The sequence below is a fragment of the Shewanella marinintestina genome (assembly GCF_023283845.1).
In the GTDB taxonomy this organism is placed as follows: Bacteria; Pseudomonadota; Gammaproteobacteria; order Enterobacterales; family Shewanellaceae; genus Shewanella; species Shewanella marinintestina.
In genome coordinates this window covers 102185-123111 of the sequence record NZ_JAKILC010000017.1, presented here as the reverse complement: position 1 = coordinate 123111, position 20927 = coordinate 102185, and the positions used below count along the sequence as shown (strand labels likewise).

Below are 20927 nucleotides of genomic sequence, written 5' to 3'. Positions count from 1 at the left end.
TGAGTGGGCTGTTCTATGCCTAGATTAAGGTCTAACCTAAATGGTAACTGTTGTTGTAAAAATAATGAGTTAGACAGATTAACTTAACTTGCCATTATTTCGATTTATCTTCAAACACAACCGTTACAAACAATTAAATTAAATCAATTTTGGTTAAATAAGGTGCAATTTTTGTTTACGGCTCAACTCGCTACAAGATCACATTTTAGCTGCTGGCTCTGTATTCGACTAATTAATAACTAAATAACGGTATGTTGCAGTAGTGATTCAGACTACAATTAATCAATAACTATAAAAATTGGGAGTAGCAAAGCAGTATGCAGCTATTTTTAATGCGCCATGGCGAAGCGGGCTACAATGCTCATTCAGACAGAGAGCGTAAGCTTACCGATATGGGGCGCCATCACACCGCACTGATGAGTAACTGGTTAGGGCAAACCGTAACTGAATTTGACCTCGTATTGGTTAGCCCATACTTACGCGCGCAGCAAAGCTGGCAAGAGGTGAGTAAACATTTCCCTGAGCCTCACAAGTGGATTACTTTAGATGAGTTAGTGCCTTCAGGAGATCCCGAGCAGGTTGCTCATCTAGTACTTGCCTATGCTGAACAATATCAGGCTAACAATGTATTGGTTTTAGCACATATGCCTTTATTAGGGTATTTGGTTAGTGAACTAGTTGCAGGTGTAGAACCACCACTTTTTGCTACATCAGGCGTGACATTCATTGAACGGGTCGCTGACAAAAACAGTCTTATTTGGCAACATGCGCCGCACTCGATAAGTTAGTGGTTACTGTACTGGACAGTGCCGGCTTGCCGGTATTTATTGATATGAGTAAAAGTGAGTCAATCTAATCGATAGGTGACTCACTTTTTTATTGGTTGATTTTTATTGTAGGGCGTATAACGAGTTTGAGTATTAGCGACGATAAGGCTGATCGCCAATATCAATCAGTACCAATAAGGCTGCGTCACCACCCCATTCTTTGGTTGCTTGATGAAACGCTTTTACGTGTGGGTGTTGAGCTAACCACATTGGAATATTTTGTTTTAATATGCCGGTGCCGTGGCCATGCATTACGCAACAACAATGACTTTGCTGCTTAATACAGGCTTGGATCAGTGCTGCCAGTTCGAGCTTGGCTTCGGTTTGACGCATACCGTGCATATCTAACAAAAGATCAGGCACATAGTCGCCACGACGAAGTCGTTTCACATCATAGCTATCCACATCGTCTCTAACCCATTTCATTGGGCCATCTACAGGTAATAACGGCTGATAAGTGTCCGAGAAATAGCTGTCAGCATGCAGTTGCTGTTCTTTCTCTTCAATGATTTTGCGGTCTTTAGGTGCCGCGATAAAATGACGCTTATTTTGTTGTAAAGGGGTGATACCTTTAGTCAACTCTGCAAAAAGGGCCAGTTCATCATTATCTTTGCTTTTATTCATGCTTCTATTTTATTGAATCCGATGCCTTATGAATAGACTTCAGTTACAATGATTCGGAATTAAAAAGTTGGAGTGAATTTTGGATAAGATTTTTGTTGATGAAGCGGTTACAGAATTACGCACTATTGGCGATATGCTACGTTGGGGTGTCAGTCGTTTTAATGATGCAAATATTTACTATGGCCATGGTACAGACAACGCATGGGACGAAGCCGTCGCGTTAGTATTTCATGCATTGCACCTACCAGAAGAAATTGGTCAGCAAGTTATTCACTCTAATCTAACTATTAGTGAAAAACATAAGATTGTTGAGCTGATTATTCGCCGTGTAAGAGAGCGTTTACCGGTTCCATATCTAACAAACCAAGCGCGCTTTGCCGGCTTAGATTTTTATGTGGATGAACGTGTGTTAGTGCCGCGTTCACCGATTGCAGAGCTAATTGCCAATCGTTTCAGCCCTTGGTTATATAACAAGCCAGTAAACCGCGTATTGGATTTATGTACCGGTAGCGCATGTATCGCGATTGCTTGTGCCTATGAATTTGAAGATGCAGAAGTCGACGCGCTAGATATTAGCGTTGATGCACTTGAAGTGGCGCAGATCAACATTGAAACGCTTGAGGTAATGGATAGAGTATTCCCAATGGAATCTGATCTATTCTCGGCGATCCCTAAAGGGCCACACTACGATCTAATCGTATCTAACCCACCTTATGTTGATGCTGAAGATATCGGCGACATGCCAGATGAATATCATCATGAGCCAGCAATTGGTTTAGCATCAGGTCGTGATGGATTAGATCTGACTAAACGCATTCTTGCTAATGCGGCTGATTACCTAACTGAAGATGGTCTACTAGTGGTTGAAGTGGGGAATTCAATGGTGCACTTAAGTGAACAGTTCCCTGATGTTCCGTTTACATGGGTTAACTTCGAAAATGGCGGTGACGGCGTGTTTGTATTAACCCGTGATCAGCTAGTTGAAAATGAATCACTTTTCGCCATCTATAAAGATAGTGAATAATAGTGTTTAGCCGCGGCTTAGGCTGCGGCTTATCACCAAGTAGCTTTAGGCTATGTGGGGATATACCAATCTGTACTCCTACAACAAGGTTGGTAATTGATGAGGAATTTACCGGCAAACCGGGTAAATGATAATTAGAATAATGCGATAGAGGGCGATAAAACGAATGTCGGGAAACAGTATTGGTCAGAATTTCGTAGTTACAACATTCGGTGAAAGCCACGGCGTCGCAATTGGCTGTATTATTGATGGCTGCCCTCCAGGTGTTGAGTTGACTGAAGCGGATATGCAGCACGACTTAGATAGACGCCGTCCAGGTACCTCTCGTTATACGACTGCTCGCCGCGAGCCAGATGAAGTGCGTATTCTTTCTGGCGTTTTCGAAGGTCAAACAACCGGTACGTCAATTGGCTTATTAATTGAAAATACCGATCAGCGCAGCAAAGATTACTCAAATATTAAAGACTTGTTCCGCCCGGGACATGCCGATTACACCTATCAGCAAAAATATGGTCAGCGTGATTATCGCGGTGGCGGCCGTTCATCTGCTCGTGAGACTGCAATGCGAGTGGCAGCTGGTGCAGTGGCTAAAAAATACCTTAAGCAAGTTCATGGCGTCGAAATTCACGCTTACTTATCGCAGCTTGGACCTATTTCGGCTGAAACCGTTGATTTTGATCAAATTGAACAAAATGCCTTTTTCTTCCCTGACGCATCAAAACTCGATTCATTAGACGAGTATATGCGTGAGCTTAAAAAGAGCGGCGACTCAATCGGCGCTAAAGTCTCAGTTGTGGCAACGGGTGTACCTGTTGGCCTAGGCGAGCCAGTATTTGACAGGCTTGATGCTGATATTGCCCATGCTCTGATGGGAATTAATGCGGTCAAAGGTGTTGAAATTGGTGATGGCTTTGAAGTCGTTAACCAAAAAGGTTCAGAGCACCGTGATTTGATGTCACCAGAAGGCTTTGCCTCTAACCACGCAGGTGGCATTTTAGGGGGTATTTCATCAGGGCAACCGATTGTTGCTCATATTGCGATGAAACCGACTTCGAGCATTAGTGTGCCTGGTGAAAGCATGACAGCCCAAGGTGAAACCGCTGAAGTGGTCACTAAAGGTCGTCACGATCCATGTGTTGGTATTCGTGCAGTACCGATTGCTGAAGCTATGTTGGCAATTGTATTGATGGATCATTTACTACGTCACCGTGCACAAAACATGGATGTCAACAGCAGTACGCCTATTATCGGAATGCGTTAATGTTTCAACCAAAAAGCACAGAGCAGCAACTTCGCTGGCTCTGTGCATGTTATTTCTTCTTCTTTTCTATTCTTGGCATCATGGTGCCTTATCTTGGCGTTTTTTTTGATAGCCGTGGTTTTGACGCTCAAGAAATTGGCTTTTTACTGGCAATTTTAATGGGCACACGGATCATTGCGCCAAACTTGTGGGCGATAGTCGCAGACAAAACCGGTATGCGCTCAGAACTTATCAAAATCGGTGCTGGCGCCGCAGCATTAAGTTATCTGACTTTTTTCTATGATGGCGGCTTGGCCTATTTAGCCATTAGCCTTGCAGTATATACCTTCTTTTGGAATGCGATTCTCGCTCAACTTGAAGTCATTACTCTGGAAACATTAGGCGACGATGCCAATCGTTACGGCACTATTCGCAGCTGGGGCAGTGTTGGTTATATCGTGCTGGTGGTCAGTGGCGGTTTTGCTATTAGTCATTGGGGACCGCAAATTCTGCCTTATATTGGTATGACACTGTTTATCGGTATGCTGATTAGCGCATTACCATTGCCTTCTAATCGAGCTGTTGTCGACCGCAGTGTTAAGCGCAAACCGCTAGTATTTGATAGAGCGCTTATTTGGTTTTTAGTGTCAGCCATGTTACTGCAAATGAGCGCCGGTCCTTTTTATGGTTTTTTTGTGCTGTACCTTAAACAAGCAGGCTACTCAGAGTCAGTTGCCGGTATTTTTGTTGCACTTGGCGTAGTTGCTGAAATTTTCATGTTTATGTACGCACCAAAGCTGCTAGGTCGATTCGGTGTGCAGCTACTGCTTATTGTCAGTATTGGCTTAACCGCAGTACGCTGGTTATTACTTGCCTACGGTGTGGAAAACATCATTTACCTGAGTATTAGCCAGTTGCTACACGCATTTACCTTTGGCTTAACTCATGCGGCCTCAATTCAATTTGTACATAAACACTTTGACATTAGCCGCCGTAGCCAAGGCCAAGCACTTTACGCTAGTTTAAGTTTTGGTGTGGGTGGTGCGCTTGGTACATGGCTATGTGGCATTATTTGGGGCGATGGCAGTGGCGCGGTATCAACGTGGATTTTCGCTGCAGGCTGCGCATTTTTATCCATGCTAGCCGTGTTTTTCATTCCGAAAGAGCACCGACCAGAACAGCTTGAAACAGCAAGATAGCTTAATCAAATAATAACTAGAAAATGTCAAAAATGGAGTATTGATAGTGAGCAAATTTCGACTGGGGTTAATCATCAACCCGCTCGCAGGCCTTGGTGGTAGTGTAGCCCTTAAAGGCAGTGATGGCGTTGTATCTGAAGCTATCGCAAAAGGGGCTGAACCTAAGTCACACCTGAGAATGCAGCAGGCGCTTGCGGTTATTGCTCCTTATAAGAGTCGTATTGAAATCATTACTGCATCAGGCGACATGGGAGAAATCCTCGCTAAGTCAATGGGCTTTACCACGCGAGTGGTTTATCAAGCGCCAGAAACAACCGCTGCGCAAGATACGGAAAAGGTGGTGAGCGAGCTTCTTAATGAAACCTTAGATTTGTTATTATTTGCAGGTGGGGATGGCACGGCGCGAGACGTGTACGCTATTGCCGATGACAAATTGCCTGTTTTAGGTGTGCCAGCGGGAGTGAAAATTCATTCAGGTGTATACGGTATTACCCCTCACGCGTCAGGCATGGTAGTCAAAATGCTGCTTGATGGCGATTTGGTTAGCCTAATGAGCGCAGATGTGATGGATATTGATGAAGTCGCCTTTAGAACCGGAGTGGTTCGAGCACGGCGTTTTGGTGAAATGCTGGTGCCAGCAGAGCCTAGATATGTACAGGCAGTAAAAATGGGCGGTAAAGAAAGCGATGAGTTAGTACTTGCAGATCTTGCCGCTGAAGCTATTGAGCTGATGGAAGACAATCTTTGCATTATGGGCTCAGGTAGCACGGTTGCTGCAGTAATGGGAGAACTTGCACTTGAAAACACACTTTTGGGTGTTGATCTTATTCAAGGTGAAACCCTCGTCGCCAGTGACTTATCGGCGAATGGGCTATTGCAGCTAACTGAAAATAAACCATTAAAGTTATTTATTACTCTTATCGGTGGTCAGGGGCATATATTGGGTCGCGGTAATCAGCAACTCAGCCCCGAGCTGATTAGACGCGTTGGCAAAGATAATATTGTTATCTTAGCGACAAAAACAAAGCTAAAAGCACTTGAAGGGAGACCATTAATTGTGGATAGTGGCGACCCTAAACTGGATATCGAACTAACGGGTTATTATAAAGTGGTCACGGGATACCATGATTACGTGATGTATCAAGTGGCAAACCCAGATCTGGTATAACAGAATTTACCGTTTGGCGATAAATAAACAAAAACTAAATTGAATATTTTGGCGCGGTGTTAATATCTACATCGTGTTAATAATGAAAATGCGGAGCCCTCGATGATTGAGCAGTACGAGCAAACACTACAAGATTGGATTGAAAGCATTGTTGCCGAAGGTGACGATGATGCGTTATTTGCAAGTGGTTACTTACAAGGCCACTTCGCAGTGGTGTTGTCTCAGCTAGAAGTTGAAACAGAGCAAGATCTTGCTGCACTAGATGTAAAAATGTCTGAGTGTTTAGCATTAGCACGACAAGAGCTAGCTGATAGCGATTATACATTAGTGAGTGATGCTTGGACTCAACTAAGTGCAAAACTGGCAGCGTAAAGCAAGCCTGAATAGATAGAGTGAATGAGTTTACGCTTTTATGAGTAAGAGTAGTTTCGTAGGTATTGGTTTAGTCAATCCCAAAAGCCCGACTAATGTCGGTGGTATTATGCGTGCGGTAGGCTGTTACAGCGCTGACGCAGTGTTTTATACCGGTAAACGTTATGAGCTGGCCGCCACAAATGGCACGGCGCAATATAATACCGATACCAAACGCGCGAGTAGTTCTATTCCATTGACGAAAGTTGAGTCTTTGCTTGATGCGATTGATTCTGATGTCAAAGTGGTATGTGTGGACCTTGTTGAAGGTGCGATTCCTTTGCCGGAATTTAAACACCCAGAGAAAGCCATTTATATTTTTGGCCCAGAAGATGGCACCATTAGCCAGCAAGTGGTTAATAGCGCCGATGCTGTGGTTTATGTGCCTACTGTAGGCTGTATGAATTTGGCTGCCTCAGTTAACGTATTACTGTATGACCGTTTGGCTAAGTCTGCATCAATTGCTAGTGATGATCTTATTCGCACCAGCCGTGATACCAATAACAGAGTGCGAGTAAAGCGTTAAGTTCGGGTTGTTGTTCGAACACAGATTATAAAAGCCACTGATTAGTGGCTTTTTTTGTATTTCTTTTCTGAATTTTGTTAGCTGTAAAACAGTTGTTTGGCGTCGATGTTATTTTTGTACTCATTAGTCTTTATTTGACTCTTGCTAACTAAGTGTCATATTTAAAAGACTTAAGGGAAAAACGTGTTATTTGTTAACAAATTATCGTTCTGTGGTATTTATTAACGGATCTAAATAGGGACTTTATTGATGCAAAAAATCATTATATCAACAGCGCTTTCACTGAGTTTGTTTGGGTTGACGGCTTGTACTAGCGAGCCTGCAAGACTACAACAAGGGCCAGATGCTGAGGTAACTAAAGACGGCTTAGTTAAAGTTGAGCACTCAAAGCTAGGCCTATCTTATGCCAGACCAAATGTTGATTGGCGCAATTATACCAAGCTGTATTTTGAGCCTGTGCAAGTGACTAACGATCACCCTGATGGTTATAAGCCACCGCGCATTGATAAAAGAGCCGACGGTTTAAATGCCACTTATGAATTACCGCAAGAAGCCCTGGATAAAATGGCGGCACAATTTCAAATAACAGTTAAAGATGTGTTCAATAGTGAGCAGCCATTTGAGCTGGTAGATAAAGTAGGGCCAAATACATTAGTGATTCAGGCTGCTGTCACCGATATCCGTTTAAGCGCTCCTTTAGAGTCTAGCCGCCGTAGCTTCAATTCAATGGGAACCACTTATACCGAAAGTTCGGGCTCTATGATGCTATTAGCGGTCGTTAAAGATGGTGCAACGGGTGAGGTGCTCGCAAAAGCTGCAGATAGAGGGCAAGCCTTTGACCAGTGGCGTCAGAATACCCAAGTGTTTAATTGGGGGGATGTAAAAACGGTTTATCGCCGTTGGGCAAATGATTTTAAAAATGCATTGATGGAAGCGGGAGCGCAATAGTGCGGATGTAATTAGGTTTTATTCAATGCAGAAAGCGCCAAGAAGGCGCTTTTTTTCTAATGTTTAGCGAACACTTAACTATCGCTACTAACTTCTAATGCCTTACCTTTTAATAGTTTACGTAGCCACATACGATTGGGGCTAAGTAGTGCAATAAAATCTAGACTAATAGGCAAGTCTTCTGCGCAAATTTGCGCGGCGAGGGCTTCAGCTGCCAATGGCCCAGAACTTAAGCCGCGAGAACCTAACCCCCCTAAAACATAAAGGTCTTTATGGGTTGGCGCTACAGTTGATTGCCAAAACTGACGGCTTGCAGGTGTTAGTTGATGAGTCTGGTAAAGCGCAAGTATCGCATCGATGTCTGGTACTGGCCCCATCATTGGTGCGTGATCGCGGGTCACCATCCGCACACCTACACGAGCGCTATGGCCCGAAATATCAATATCTTCAACCCAGTCTTGTTGAAGGTAGCTATGTTGAATCTTTTTCAAGTTTTCTACTTGCTCGGTCGGACAATAATTTAAGTGTTGAGCATTTTTAACGTAGCTTGCCCCCAGACAGTGGAGACTATTGTTGCTTGGGGTCATATAACCGTGTGCACAAAGCACTGTACTCAATTTTGATAATTTTGTTCGTGAGGGAGCGTGACTCACTTGACCTCTAAAGCCTGTCGCTTGCAAATACTGGGTCTGATTAAACTGGGTAATTGATTTACCGTTAGCCACAACGACGGCACTGAAAGGCCCATACACTTGTTCATCGCTAGTCAGGCACCAGCCATCGGCTTGATAGTCGATAGTATTAATTTTGGTATTTAGAGCCAAAGAAACATCAGCGAGCACTTTAGCTTGATTGAAAGCAGCTTGAGTAAAATCTTGCGGTGACACCCAGCCACCTAGCGGGTAGAAAATACCCTCATCATCTATTTTTACAGAGGCTATTTCAGACGCTTGTTTAGCTGTGATTTTGTCAGCAATTAACGAGTTCCAGCTGTGGCTGTCAATAATTTTTGCAACTCGCTTACGACTGCGTTCATCATGGCCTGTATGCACAACGCCACATAAATCAAAGTCGATTTTATGGCCGAGTGCTGCAAGGCTTTTAAGCCTTTGTAGGCTAAATAGATATGCTTGCTGGAAATACTGACTTAAATAGTTGTTATCCGGTGTTAATAGCGGGTAAATAGCACCTTGCTTGTTACCGGATGCAGCTTGTGCTAATGCTGAGTCTTCGCAGAACAGGCTCACTTTCTGGCCGCGTTCTGCTAATGAAAGCGCTAAGCTGGCACTGGCAATTCCGCCGCCAATAATAGCAATATTTTGCGATTTAGCGCTAGCTGCAACAATTGGGAAGGGCGCTTGTTTTATTTTTAGCTGGCTACGCAGCGCCGCTCTCTCTTGAAAAGCAATATCATCATTTTTTAGCTTATTTGGCTGAAAAAGGCCACTTTGCTGGGCAAGCTGCTCAATTTTAAGCTTGTCACTGCCGGTAATCGTTTGGCTTAGATAAACTTGAGTTCGCTCGTGACTGATTTTACCCATTTGCCACAAAAGTTCATCGTTGAACAAGTTGAGATTAATATCTCCAGCAACGATCCAGCCATCAATAAAGCTGTCATTTACCATTGGGATCTTTTGTAACAGCTCAATAATCGGGCCGAGATAAAAATCAATAATAACTTGGCCGTTATTTAATATTCGACGTTGGCAACCTTCGATAGCAACCAGAGGTAAAAGTGCTTCTTCGCCTGCAATCTGTTCAAGTCTTTTATTATTAATCAGATTGATTAATACTGAATCGATAGGACTAAAAACCTTTACTGTTACTTTATGATGTCTAATCTTTTGGCTTGTTAGCAGGTATTCGAGCGTGTCTAGAGAGTCTAAACCAAGCTGACCGATAACCACTTGAGTGGTTGATTTTGTATCAATAATTTGCTGAACACTTTTACTTACTGTCATGGTTACGTCTTTAATGTTAAATTGAACGCTCACAAATATGCGTTACAATCGCTTTTACTTGTCGGAAGTGTACCTTTTTATGGGCAGATTTTGGCAAAGATTATACGTAAGGTCTCATAATAGACATTATTTTTGTGTTCCTTATGGAAAGCTGACCACTTATATGGATGAAAAGCGATACCATTGGTGCAGCAAAATTGGTACTAGATGTACAGAATGGAAAGTTAATAATGAAAAGAGTCGTGATCACTGGACTTGGCGTAGTGTCAAGTATCGGTAACAACAAGCAAGAAGTCACTGAATCATTAAAAGCGGGTCGTAGTGGTATTACCCACTCAGATCAGTTTGAAGAAATGAAGCTGCGTAGTCATGTTTGGGGCGACATTAAGATTGACCCATCAGAATATATTGACCGTAAAGCACTGCGCTTTATGGGTAATGCAGCAGCATATGCACACATTGCAATGCAAGAAGCGATTAAAGATGCTGATTTAACTGAAGAGCAGTATTCAGACCCACGTGTCGGTATTATCGTAGGCACAGGCGGCGCATCTTCAGCAAACCAGGTTCAAGCTGCAGATACACTACGTGAAAAAGGCGTTAAGCGCGTAGGTCCGTATATCGTGCCACGTATTATGTCGAGCACAGCGAGTGCATGTTTGGCAACGCCATTTAAAATTAAAGGCATGAACTACTCAATCAGTTCAGCTTGTGCAACTAGTGCACACTGTATTGGCCACGCTGTTGAACTTATCCAAATGGGTAAGCAGGACATGGTGTTTGCCGGTGGTTCAGAAGAAGTGGATTGGACGCTAACCATGGGCTTTGATGCTATGGGCGCACTATCGACTAAGTATAATGATGAGCCAACGAAAGCATCACGTACTTATGATGCTGACCGTGATGGTTTTGTTATCTCAGGCGGCGGCGGTATCGTTGTAGTCGAAGAGCTAGAGCATGCTCTAGCACGTGGCGCAAAAATTTACGCTGAAGTTATCGGTTATGGTGCGTCATCTGACGGTTATGACATGGTTGCTCCATCGGGCGAAGGTGCGGTTCGTTGTATGCAGATGGCACTTGCCGATGTTGATACACCAATTGATTACATCAATACTCACGGCACATCAACGCCAGTAGGCGACATGCGTGAGCTTGAAGCACTGCGTGAAACCTTTGGTGATAATCTGCCAGCAATCGCATCGACTAAGTCTTTGACTGGTCACGCGTTAGGTGCTGCAGGTGCTCACGAAGCGATTTACAGTTTGATTATGATGGAAAGCAGTTTCATCGCACCAAGCATTAACATCGATAATGTCGATGAGAAAGCTGCAGGTATGCCTATTGTGACTGAAATGACCGAAAAAGAGCTTAATACTGTGATGAGCAACAGCTTCGGTTTTGGTGGCACAAACGCGACACTGGTGATGCGTAAATACAAGTAATTTTATTTACGTTATGCATAATTGAAAAAGGAAGCTAAGGCTTCCTTTTTTTGTGCTTTGTATTGCCACATGTCGATATCTAGCTCATTAGCGAAGGATAACTCATCTTTAATCGCTGACCGTTTTGGAAAAGACATTAATTACCACCACTCCGGCCAAAATTAAAAGCATACCAATTATTGCAGCTAAGTCGGGAACTTGCTTGTAGAGCACTGCGCTAATTACGGCAATGAGTACTATCTCCATTCCGGCCCAGATGGGATAAGCTATGCCAACAGGAACGGTTTTTAGAACTAGTGACAATGCATAAAATGCAATGGCGTAACCAATGACACAAATTGTACTTGGCGTTGAATGTGAAAATCCATAGTATGCTTTAAGTGCTAATGTCGCGACGACCTCAGCCCCAATGGCAATGGCTAATTATCAATATCCCATATTTTCCCTCTACTGAGCGTTATTTAAGTGATGGCCGCGTTATATAGTGCTTTGATAGAAAGTATTATCTAACAATCGGTTACGCGATTAGGTGAGCAATATTATTGCTTTACTTTGTTCTCAAATCTTCTACATGTTGTGATGAGTAAGATTGAGTAATTATTTTTAATCCATTGTTTCGAATAGATTGTTCATCTTGTTACAATAAGCCGCATAAGTATTTATCCCCCTACTGGAAACATTAATGAAAATCCTTGCCGATGAAAATATGCCGTATGTTCAGCAGTTGTTTGGTGATTTAGGTTCAATTGAAACCATAAATGGCAGGGAGTTAACGCCTGAGCAAGTTGAAGATGCCGATGTGTTGTTAGTGCGTTCAGTCACTAAAGTTGATAAAGCGTTACTTGGGTTAAATAAAAAACTTAAGTTTGTAGGTAGTGCCACCATAGGCACTGACCATATTGATTTAGATTACCTTGCAAGTCGCAATATTCCGTTTTCCAATGCCCCCGGTTGTAATGCCACCGCTGTGGGAGAATTTGCCTTTATCGCAATGCTTGAATTGGCACAACGCTTTAATAGTCCGTTAAAAGGTAAAGTGGTGGGGATTGTTGGAGCCGGTAATACAGGCTCCGCTGTTGCCAAATGCCTTAGGGCCTATGGCATTGAAGTGTTACTTAATGACCCTGTTTTGGCTGAAAGAGGTGACGATCGTGAGTTTGTTTCGTTAGATACTCTTATTGAAACCTGTGATGTCATTAGTTTACACGTACCGATTACTAAAAAAGGTACGCACAAAACTTGGTACCTCTTTGATGAAGCCCGTCTCAATAGTTTAAAACAAGGGACTTGGTTATTAAACTGCTGCCGCGGAGAGGTCATTGATAACCGCGCGTTAATCCAATTTAAGCAACAGCGCCAAGATGTAAAAGTGGTACTCGATGTTTGGGAGGGTGAGCCCAACCCTATGCCAGACCTTGTTCCTTATATCGAATTTTGTACGCCGCATATTGCAGGCTATTCTCTAGAGGGAAAGGCTCGCGGCACTTATATGTTGTACCAAAACCTGTCAAAAGTCTTAGGCTTTGATGCTGATAAACAGATGGACTCACTGCTGCCTGCTTTATGGAGCGAACAAGTTAATGTTCTGAAGTTTAGTGAAGAAAAGTCATTATTGCAGCTAGCCAGATTTGTTTATGATTTGCGCGATGATGATGAATTATTTAGAAAAATGTTTCTAAATAACCAGGGGTTTGATCATATGAGAAAAAATCACACTCATCGCCGTGAATTTAGCGCATTAAAGGTAGGCAACATGGGGCAAACTGATGTAAATTGGTTATCCAATTTAGGGTTTTCAGGAGTCGAGCTGTAATTATGTCGCAGGAATTTAATGTTGTCGTATTAGGTGCATCGGGCGCAGTGGGTCAAACTATGATTGAGATCCTCGAAGAGCGTAACTTTCCGATTGCTAATTTATATCCATTAGCCAGCAGCCGCAGCGCCGGTAATACGGTCAGCTTCCACGGTAAACAGGTCGAAATTTTAGATGTAGATACCTTTGACTGGTCAAAGGCTCAAATCGGTTTCTTCTCAGCAGGCGGTGACGTTTCTGCAAAATGGGCGCCTATTGCTGCTGAAAATGGTTGTGTCGTTATCGATAACACTTCGCACTTTAGATATGACATCGATGTACCGTTAGTTATCCCTGAAGTGAATCCAGAAGCTATTGCTGACTTTAGAAATCGTAATATTATCGCCAACCCAAATTGCTCAACTATTCAAATGTTAGTTGCGCTCAAACCTATTTACGATGCTTACGGTATTTCACGTATTAACGTGGCAACTTACCAATCTGTGTCGGGTTCGGGTAAGCAAGCGATTGAAGAGCTAGCAGGGCAATGCGCTAAGCTTCTGCAAGGTTTACCAGTTGAACCTAAAACTTATCCGAAGCAAATTGCGTTTAACGTGTTACCACAAATTGATAAATTTATGGACAATGGCTACACCAAAGAAGAGATGAAAATGGTGTGGGAAACGCAAAAGATTTTTGGTGATGACAGCATCGTTGTTAACCCAACTGCCGTACGCGTTCCAGTTTTCTATGGGCATTCAGAAGCGATTCATTTAGAAACTTTGCAACCAGTAGATGCTGAGGATGTTAAATCTGTATTACGTGGTGCTGAAGGTGTTGAATTATTTGAAGGTGATGAAGATTACCCTACTGCAGTGACTGAAGGTGCTGGCAGCGATCCTGTTTATGTTGGCCGTATTCGCAAAGATATCTCACACGAAAACGGCATTAACCTTTGGGTTGTATCTGATAACATTCGTAAAGGTGCTGCACTAAACAGTGTTCAAATCGCAGAAGTTTTGATTAGAGATTATTATTAATTTTTAGTTTAAAACCCAAGCTAGTGATTAAAAAGCCCGCATTATGCGGGCTTTTTATGTTTTAAAGATGTGAACAGTAGCAGGGCATTAGAATCTAGTTTATAGTAATCTCAATAAATACAATTGCCTAAAGCTCGTCACCAGGGTGGTGACACTAACGTGCTTTAAAGGGAAGGATTGATGAACTTTCGCACTTCATGTCTTGTTAGCTTAATAGCTACTGCAATAGTGGCTTTTGCTACCCCTTCGATTAACTCAGCGATTGCTGCAGAGCCATTAAAAATTACCGGGCCAGATGGCCAAGTAAAAGTCAGTAATCAAGCTGTTAACCAAAACAATACTCAAGGTGTACGCCAATATGGCCCTACAACTTCAGCTGATACGTTTTGGAGTATTGCTCAAGCTGTAAAACCTGACAACAGTGTGACTGTCTATCAAGTCATGTCGGCACTTTTTGATGCCAACCCCCATGCTTTTTCCAGCAAAAATTATAACAGCTTAGAACGCGGGATGATTTTGTTGGTGCCAAGTAAAGAGCTTATGCTGCAAACTTCGCAAGCAGATGCTAAGCAGCGTGCTGAGCAAAACGATCAAAAGTGGTCGCCTAGTAATGAGGTTGTTAAACCTAAGCCTGTGCTTACCAGCCCAACTTTTACGCCAAAAGCCAACAACTCATCAACTGCTGCACAAAAGCAAACAAATCCGCTGATTGCTGAATTGTCAGAGGAAGTTGATATGCTTACTCGTCAACTAGAGGCTATTCAAGCAAAAAACTTAGAGCTTACTGACGAATTAGCAAGAGCCAGTGATGAGATTGTTGTTGGCTCTTCTGATACCGCGGCTTTTCAAGATGAAATCAGTGAACTTAAAGAAGAAAATGCTTTATTAAAGCAAGCACTACAAGATGCGAAGACAGAAACTGAGGCGCTTAAGCAACAGCTGCAAGCTCAGCAAATACAAGCGGCAGAAGCGAAAGAGCCGGTAGCAGCACCAACATCTGATCTATGGCGCACCATAATGGATAATCCATTATTACTGACGCTCGGTGCAGTGTTACCCGCTATTGTAGTTATAGGACTGTTCTGGTTGTTTATTAGACGCAAAAATGATGCTAACGCGGAGCAAGAGGATAAACAGACTGCAAATGAAGAATCTGAAACTGCAGCGTTAACGCCAGAAAATACTCCTAAAACTGATGACGTCGATGATCTTGCCGTACATCTTGATTCTGAAGATGAGGCTGGCAACGACCCATTAAAAGATATAGCGGCTGCTGGTGTATTAAGCCAAGATGCAATTGCTACGCAAGATAACGAACAAGATATCGTTGTTGAAGATACCCAAGATGAAGGCCAATCGCTCGATGATTTGTGGGCTGAAGCGATGGGTGAACAAGATCAAGCTGAAGAGCTTGAAGGGTTTAATGCCGCAGCTCAATCCTCAGATGTTGATGACTTAGACTCGTTATTGGCTGGTTTTGATGAGCCAGAGACTAGAGCAAAATCAGACACCTCAGTTGAAACCAATACTTTAGCTGAAGATGATGACTTAGACGCATTACTCACAGGTTTTGATGAGCCAGAGACTAGAGCAAAATCAGACACCTTAGTTGAAACCAATACTTTAGCTGAAGATGATGACTTAGACGCATTACTTGCAGGTTTTGATGAGCCAGAGACTAGAGCTAAATCAGACACCTCAGTTGAAACAAATACTTTAGCTGAAGATGATGACTTAGACGCGTTACTTGCAGGTTTTGATGAGCCAGAGACTAGAGCAAAATCAGACTCCTCAGTTGAAACAAATACTTTAGCTGAAGATGATGACTTAGACGCATTACTTGCAGGTTTTGATGAGCCAGAGACTAGAGCAAAATCAGACACCTCAGTTGAAACCAATACTTTAGCTGAAGATGATGACTTAGGCGCATTACTCACAGGTTTTGATGAGCCAGAGACTAGAGCTAAATCAGACACCTCAGTTGAAACCAATACTTTAGCTGAAGATGATGACTTAGACGCATTACTTGCAGGTTTTGATGAGCCAGAGACTAGAGTAAAATCAGACACCTCAGTTGAAACAAATACTTTAGCTGAAGATGATGACTTAGACGCGTTACTCGCAGGTTTTGATGAGCCACCGATGACTGTAGAGTCAGAATCGGTAGTTGATAATGATGCAGAGCTACAAGATGAAGATCTTGACGCGCTTTTTGCTAGCTTTGGCGAGCAAACAGAATCAGAGTCTGCAGAGTCAAAGCTTACTGATAAGAACGACTTTAATCATGTTGGCAGCTCTGTTCCCGTAGCGGACATCGATGCGCAGGATGACTCTAATAAAGTCGATGATATTGATGCTTTGCTTGCCAGTTTTGACGGTTCTGACTCAGAATCTGTTGCCGAACAGACAGACGTTAATGTAAATGAAGCAGATGAGCTAGACGCTTTATTAGCATCATTAACAAGTGATGAAACGTCCGATGAAGAGCAAAAAGATATTGACGCTTTGTCAGATGAAATGGCTGCAGAGCTTGAGTTAGGCTTTGAAATTGCAGCTGAGCTTGATGACGAAGACGAAATTGCCCAAGAGAAGCTCGATAGTGATTTAGACAGTGAATTAGATGCATTACTTGCAGAGTTCAGTGCGCCTAATGATGTAATTGAGACCGCTGATAGCCGTTCTGATGGCGTAGACAATATTGCTCATCAGCAAAGCGATACTTTAGATACCGCTGTCATTGAACAAGACGTTAACGTTACAGAGCTAAAAGACGCGTCAAATGGACTCGATTTCGATTTATCAGATATCCCGCAAAGTGCTGAACAAACTCCTGCAGAAGATAAGCAAACGCAGGTGCCAAGTCAGGCCGAGGGTATGCTTGAATTTTCATTAGCTGATGATGACTTTAGTGTTGAAGCAAAAGGTGTTGATGCTAAATCTAGCGTTAATATCAGTGATGATGAACTTGACGCGTTTTTAGACCCACAAGTTGAGCAAACAACGAGAGTACATCCAAGTAGTAGCGAAGAAAAAGAGTCTGGGTTCTTTGATGACTTAAAAGGGCATAAACAAGCAGGAAATAACTCTCTAGATTGGCAGTCTGAAACTTCCTCCGCTCAACAAGATGAAACAGCATTAGATTTTGATTCGGTAACTGATGATGAGTTGCTGCGTGGTTTAGTTGCTGACGGAGATGTTGACGATAGTTCACTTGATTTATCTGACGATGAGTTTTCTCTCGACGACGATAGCAAGATGACAGTGGATGAAGCATTAGCAGCGTTAGATGCTGAAGAGTTTGTGGAACATGATCCTAAAAGCCCAGCTCCAGTTCATGACTTAACTGGTTTCCAAAAAGATAACGGCTTCATTGATATTGATATGCTGCTAAGTGAAGCTGATGAAGATAGCGGGGAAACTGATCTTTATCGAGAGCTTGATGTTGACATGGGAGAGCTTAACTCATTGATGGGGAACTCGCTTATGGTTGATGTAGATGATGAAGAAAACTCAGTTAATGCTAAATTGGATCTAGCTCGGGCTTATATTGAAATTGATGATAACGACAGTGCTAGGGCGCTACTAAAAGAAGTAGAGCTTGATGGAAATGACCGTCAACAAGCAGAAGCTGTCGGCTTACTCAAAGAGTTAGTGTAGATATTGTCTAATAAAAACGGCGCCTATGGCGCCTTTTTTATACTTATCGTTTGTCTTGAGTATGTTAGAATCGCCGCCAATTATTAGATTTTGGCTATTTGATTGTTTTACGAAATATTACGACAGTCACATAGCAGTTTAACCGAGTGTAGAGGTATGAAATGCGGGTTGTGCTAGGTATAGAGTACGATGGTAGTCAATATTTCGGCTGGCAACGTCAGGCTGAAGTTGACACAGTACAAGCGCGATTGGAAAAGGCGCTGTCAATTGTGGCCAACGAACCTATTGCTGTGCATTGTGCCGGTCGCACTGATGCCGGTGTTTCAGCAACAGGACAAGTGGTTCACTTCGAAACTAATGCAGTACGCAAAGATACCGCTTGGACTTTAGGTGTTAACGTTCACCTGCCAGATAATGTTGCTGTGCGTTGGGTCAAAGTTGTTGATGATGAGTTTCATGCGCGTTTTACTGCTACTGCACGACGTTATCGTTATATGATTTATAACCATCAATTGCGCCCTGGAATTCTACGCGGTGGTGTTAGTCATTACCCTGGTGATATTGACGAAACAAAAATGCACCAAGCAGCGCAATACCTATTGGGGGAGCAAGACTTTACCAGTTTTAGAGCTGTTCATTGTCAATCGAATACGCCGTTTCGTTGCGTACATGAAGTTAATGTTACCCGTCAAGGCATGTACATTTGTGTCGATATTAAAGCCAATGCGTTTTTACATCATATGGTGCGTAATATTGTTGGCTCATTATTAGAAGTGGGTTATGGCAATCAGCCAATCGAGTGGATTGATCAGCTGTTGGCGTTAAAAGACAGAAACCAAGCAGCTGCAACGGCTAAACCAAATGGGTTGTACCTAGTTGATGTGACTTACCCTGAAAGTTACCAATTGCCTAAGTTAGCACTTGGGCCACTATTTATGCTTGATTAATCAAGTTTTAATCATGAATAGAAAACGTGGTAAACAGTGTTTTCAGTGGGGCTTTAGCGGTAAAAGATCCACAAATAAATAATAGTCATCATCAGGGAAGCTCCCTTTAACAGTTTTAAATGGACAAATTTAGTGATTAAAAATGACACATTAATGCAAATGGTACCCGGAAAAGGTGCAACACTAAATACTTGGTTAGAGTACTTATTAGCGATCCATCCAACTGAAATTGATATGGGACTTACCCGCGTATCGACAGTTGCTGCGCGCATGGGCTTAACTGAATTAGGTCTGGCTAAAGTGGTTACTGTGGCGGGGACAAACGGTAAAGGCACCACTTGCGCCATGATAGAAGCTGCAATGCTTATGTCTGGCCAAACAGTGGGAGTTTATAGCTCACCACATCTGCTCCATTATAATGAGCGAGTACGTATTAATGGCGTTGATGTTACAGATCCTGAATTAGTTGCAGCATTTGAAGCCATTGAACTCGCTCGTGCAGAGATCTCATTAACCTTCTTCGAATATGCCACTCTTGCAGGTTTATACCTTTTCAAAGCAGCGGAACTGGACGTGGTATTGCTTGAAGTCGGTCTTGGTGGTCGTCTAGATGCTACCAACTTGATTGATGCCGATATTGCTGTAGTGACTTCAATCGATTTAGATCACCAAGAATATCTCGGTGATACCCGTGAGTTAGTCGGCGCAGAAAAGGCTGGTATCTTCAGAGCGGGTCGGCCAGCGATTGTTGGTGAACCAGATTGTCCTGAATCATTGTTAGCCGTTGCAAAAAAAGTCGGTGCTAGGCTTTATCGAGTGGATGCTGATTTTAGTTATCAATGCAGCGAGCAAAGTTGGCATTATCAAGGTCAATATTTTGATTTACCACAGCTGCCACTGCCTTTTTTACCTCAGCCAAATGCAGCAACAGTTATTGCAGTGCTAGAACACCTTTGTCCGAGTATATCCGCAGATATACTGGCTAAATCGGTTGGGCAAACTCAGCTAGCAGGTCGACTTGAATACTTAAGTCACTCGCCAAAAGTGATTGTTGATGTTGCGCATAACCCCCATGCAGCTCGGTATCTAAAGTCTCGCTTAGCAGCTATGCCCAAAGGGCGTTTATTTGCATTATGCGGCATGCTTAAAGATAAGGATGCGCGTTCAGTGTTACAAGAGTTTTCGAGCGACGTCCAGCAATGGTTTTTGTGTGACTTGGCAGTACCACGAGGTGCATCGGCAACCGATTTGGCGGCAATGCTTCCAGATGGTGTGACGGCGGCAACCTTTAATCAAATGAGTGAGGCTTGGATGGCGATAAAAGCACAATTACGCAGCGAAGATGTAGTAATTGTATTTGGCTCATTTTACACTGTTGCTGGTTTTAAAGATTTATATAAGGGAGAGGACTTTGTCTAGTCAATTTCAAAACCGTCTGGTTGGTGTCATCGTGATAGTGGCATTAGGGGTTATTTTTTTACCCGATATATTAGATGGTAAAAAGCAGCGCGAAGAAGAGCAGTTTGCTGAAATTCCACTAAGACCTGAGATCCAAGAGAGCACATTACCGGAGCAAGAGATTGAAACTTTAGATCTTGGCGCAGATGAATTGCAATCAAGGGGTGAGCAAGACTCGGATGCTAATGAGGCTGTAGACGACTCTTGGCATATTGCAGAGCAAGAGGCGGCAAGTGCGTCGAAACCTGTAAGTAAGCCCGCGGTTAAATCTCAAGCTGAAACTAAGCCTGTAGCGCAAATTGCTTCTGGCTGGACAATTCAATTGGGTAGCTTTAACAACGCAACAAACGTAAAGGGGCTAGTAAGCCGTTTACGTAATAAAGGCTTTAGTGCGTATACTTTGCCAACAAAACCTGTTGATGGACAGCTTACAAAGGTCTTCGTTGGCCCCAATGTGTCTAAAGATAAACTTAGTCGTATGCAAAATGACATTGAAAAGCTTACTCAACTGAAAGGGCGTATCGTAGCCTACAATCCTGTTGAAAAATAAATAATTGCGATTGTCTTTATCAGAGAAAAGGTTGTTTCATCGTGAAAACGTGAGAAATAACTCTGTCTCTGATAGAATCGCGCCGTCTTAAACCCTATGCTGGATTACTTGTT

18 protein-coding genes are annotated in these 20927 nt (G+C 42.9%); 15 read left to right on the top strand and 3 right to left on the bottom strand.

The features are described from left to right. The first annotated feature begins 317 nt into the window (after positions 1–317). A complete protein-coding gene (sixA, locus tag L2747_RS16995; protein WP_249000195.1) occupies positions 318–788 on the top strand; it encodes a phosphohistidine phosphatase SixA in 471 nt (156 codons plus the stop codon). Positions 789–920: 132 nt separating this feature from the next. On the opposite strand, the gene smrB is transcribed toward sixA, so the two are convergent. Continuing rightward, positions 921–1451, bottom strand: a complete 531-nt coding sequence (gene smrB, locus L2747_RS16990) for an endonuclease SmrB (RefSeq protein WP_220782925.1) — start codon at positions 1449–1451, stop codon at positions 921–923. 79 nt (positions 1452–1530) lie between these two features. On the opposite strand from smrB, the gene prmB reads away from it, so the two are divergent. From prmB to L2747_RS16955, 7 genes are all read left to right on the top strand, one after another. Then, a complete protein-coding gene (gene prmB, locus L2747_RS16985) occupies positions 1531–2475 on the top strand; it encodes a 50S ribosomal protein L3 N(5)-glutamine methyltransferase (protein WP_220782924.1) in 945 nt (314 codons plus the stop codon). A gap of 166 nt (positions 2476–2641) precedes the next feature. Beyond that, entirely contained in the window at positions 2642–3736 is a 1095-nt protein-coding gene (gene aroC / locus L2747_RS16980) for a chorismate synthase (protein WP_249000194.1), read from the top strand. Next, positions 3736–4914 carry an MFS transporter gene (locus tag L2747_RS16975; RefSeq protein ID WP_249000193.1) on the top strand — a complete coding sequence of 393 codons (1179 nt, stop codon included), beginning with the start codon at positions 3736–3738 and terminating at the stop codon, positions 4912–4914. Before aroC ends, L2747_RS16975 begins: the two co-directional genes overlap by 1 nt. Positions 4915–4960: 46 nt before the next feature. Continuing rightward, positions 4961–6082: an ATP-NAD kinase family protein gene (locus L2747_RS16970; protein WP_249000192.1), complete on the top strand. Its 1122-nt coding sequence runs from the start codon at positions 4961–4963 to the stop codon at positions 6080–6082. A gap of 102 nt (positions 6083–6184) precedes the next feature. Further along, the gene (locus tag L2747_RS16965; RefSeq protein ID WP_249000191.1) at positions 6185–6454 is read left to right on the top strand and encodes a YfcL family protein; all 270 of its coding nucleotides are present in this window, start codon (positions 6185–6187) and stop codon (positions 6452–6454) included. Positions 6455–6494: 40 nt separating this feature from the next. Further along, positions 6495–7019 carry an RNA methyltransferase gene (locus tag L2747_RS16960; RefSeq protein ID WP_249000190.1) on the top strand — a complete coding sequence of 175 codons (525 nt, stop codon included), beginning with the start codon at positions 6495–6497 and terminating at the stop codon, positions 7017–7019. A 249-nt stretch (positions 7020–7268) separates the two neighbouring features. Continuing rightward, a complete protein-coding gene (locus tag L2747_RS16955; protein ID WP_249000189.1) occupies positions 7269–7967 on the top strand; it encodes a DUF3313 family protein in 699 nt (232 codons plus the stop codon). A 74-nt stretch (positions 7968–8041) separates the two neighbouring features. On the opposite strand, the gene mnmC1 is transcribed toward L2747_RS16955, so the two are convergent. Then, positions 8042–9928, bottom strand: a complete 1887-nt coding sequence (gene mnmC1, locus L2747_RS16950) for an FAD-dependent 5-carboxymethylaminomethyl-2-thiouridine(34) oxidoreductase MnmC1 (RefSeq protein ID WP_249000188.1) — start codon at positions 9926–9928, stop codon at positions 8042–8044. A 230-nt stretch (positions 9929–10158) separates the two neighbouring features. Here mnmC1 and fabB point away from each other — a divergent pair, with 230 nt between their 5' ends. After that, positions 10159–11370 carry a beta-ketoacyl-ACP synthase I gene (gene fabB, locus L2747_RS16945; protein WP_249000187.1) on the top strand — a complete coding sequence of 404 codons (1212 nt, stop codon included), beginning with the start codon at positions 10159–10161 and terminating at the stop codon, positions 11368–11370. Between the two features lie 108 nt (positions 11371–11478). On the opposite strand, the gene L2747_RS16940 is transcribed toward fabB, so the two are convergent. Then, positions 11479–11787, bottom strand: coding sequence for a DMT family transporter (locus L2747_RS16940; RefSeq protein WP_249000201.1), 309 nt, complete (start codon positions 11785–11787; stop codon positions 11479–11481). Positions 11788–12052: 265 nt separating this feature from the next. Here L2747_RS16940 and L2747_RS16935 point away from each other — a divergent pair, with 265 nt between their 5' ends. From L2747_RS16935 to L2747_RS16910, 6 genes are all read left to right on the top strand, one after another. Further along, positions 12053–13183: a 4-phosphoerythronate dehydrogenase gene (locus tag L2747_RS16935; RefSeq protein ID WP_249000186.1), complete on the top strand. Its 1131-nt coding sequence runs from the start codon at positions 12053–12055 to the stop codon at positions 13181–13183. A 2-nt stretch (positions 13184–13185) separates the two neighbouring features. Further along, complete coding sequence (locus L2747_RS16930; protein WP_249000185.1) at positions 13186–14202, top strand: aspartate-semialdehyde dehydrogenase; 1017 nt, start codon at positions 13186–13188, stop codon at positions 14200–14202. Between the two features lie 180 nt (positions 14203–14382). Further along, on the top strand, positions 14383–17859 hold the full coding sequence (locus L2747_RS16925) for a FimV/HubP family polar landmark protein (RefSeq protein WP_249000184.1): 3477 nt from the start codon (positions 14383–14385) through the stop codon (positions 17857–17859). 161 nt (positions 17860–18020) lie between these two features. After that, positions 18021–18806 (top strand): tRNA pseudouridine(38-40) synthase TruA, encoded by a 786-nt coding sequence (truA, locus tag L2747_RS16920; RefSeq protein WP_249000183.1) that lies wholly within the window; start codon positions 18021–18023, stop codon positions 18804–18806. A gap of 153 nt (positions 18807–18959) precedes the next feature. Next, on the top strand, positions 18960–20225 hold the full coding sequence (folC, locus tag L2747_RS16915) for a bifunctional tetrahydrofolate synthase/dihydrofolate synthase (protein ID WP_249000200.1): 1266 nt from the start codon (positions 18960–18962) through the stop codon (positions 20223–20225). Further along, a complete protein-coding gene (locus tag L2747_RS16910; protein ID WP_249000182.1) occupies positions 20218–20814 on the top strand; it encodes an SPOR domain-containing protein in 597 nt (198 codons plus the stop codon). Before folC ends, L2747_RS16910 begins: the two co-directional genes overlap by 8 nt. Positions 20815–20927 lie beyond the last annotated feature (113 nt).

Coding starts and splice junctions, on each gene's coding strand:
- sixA (WP_249000195.1), top strand. CDS start 318: ATGCAGCTATTTTTAATGCGCCATGGCGAAGCGGGCTACAATGCTCAT.
- smrB (WP_220782925.1), bottom strand. CDS start 1,451: ATGAATAAAAGCAAAGATAATGATGAACTGGCCCTTTTTGCAGAGTTG.
- aroC (WP_249000194.1), top strand. CDS start 2,642: ATGTCGGGAAACAGTATTGGTCAGAATTTCGTAGTTACAACATTCGGT.
- L2747_RS16975 (WP_249000193.1), top strand. CDS start 3,736: ATGTTTCAACCAAAAAGCACAGAGCAGCAACTTCGCTGGCTCTGTGCA.
- L2747_RS16965 (WP_249000191.1), top strand. CDS start 6,185: ATGATTGAGCAGTACGAGCAAACACTACAAGATTGGATTGAAAGCATT.
- L2747_RS16960 (WP_249000190.1), top strand. CDS start 6,495: ATGAGTAAGAGTAGTTTCGTAGGTATTGGTTTAGTCAATCCCAAAAGC.
- L2747_RS16955 (WP_249000189.1), top strand. CDS start 7,269: ATGCAAAAAATCATTATATCAACAGCGCTTTCACTGAGTTTGTTTGGG.
- mnmC1 (WP_249000188.1), bottom strand. CDS start 9,928: ATGACAGTAAGTAAAAGTGTTCAGCAAATTATTGATACAAAATCAACC.
- fabB (WP_249000187.1), top strand. CDS start 10,159: ATGAAAAGAGTCGTGATCACTGGACTTGGCGTAGTGTCAAGTATCGGT.
- L2747_RS16935 (WP_249000186.1), top strand. CDS start 12,053: ATGAAAATCCTTGCCGATGAAAATATGCCGTATGTTCAGCAGTTGTTT.
- L2747_RS16930 (WP_249000185.1), top strand. CDS start 13,186: ATGTCGCAGGAATTTAATGTTGTCGTATTAGGTGCATCGGGCGCAGTG.
- L2747_RS16925 (WP_249000184.1), top strand. CDS start 14,383: ATGAACTTTCGCACTTCATGTCTTGTTAGCTTAATAGCTACTGCAATA.
- truA (WP_249000183.1), top strand. CDS start 18,021: ATGCGGGTTGTGCTAGGTATAGAGTACGATGGTAGTCAATATTTCGGC.
- folC (WP_249000200.1), top strand. CDS start 18,960: ATGCAAATGGTACCCGGAAAAGGTGCAACACTAAATACTTGGTTAGAG.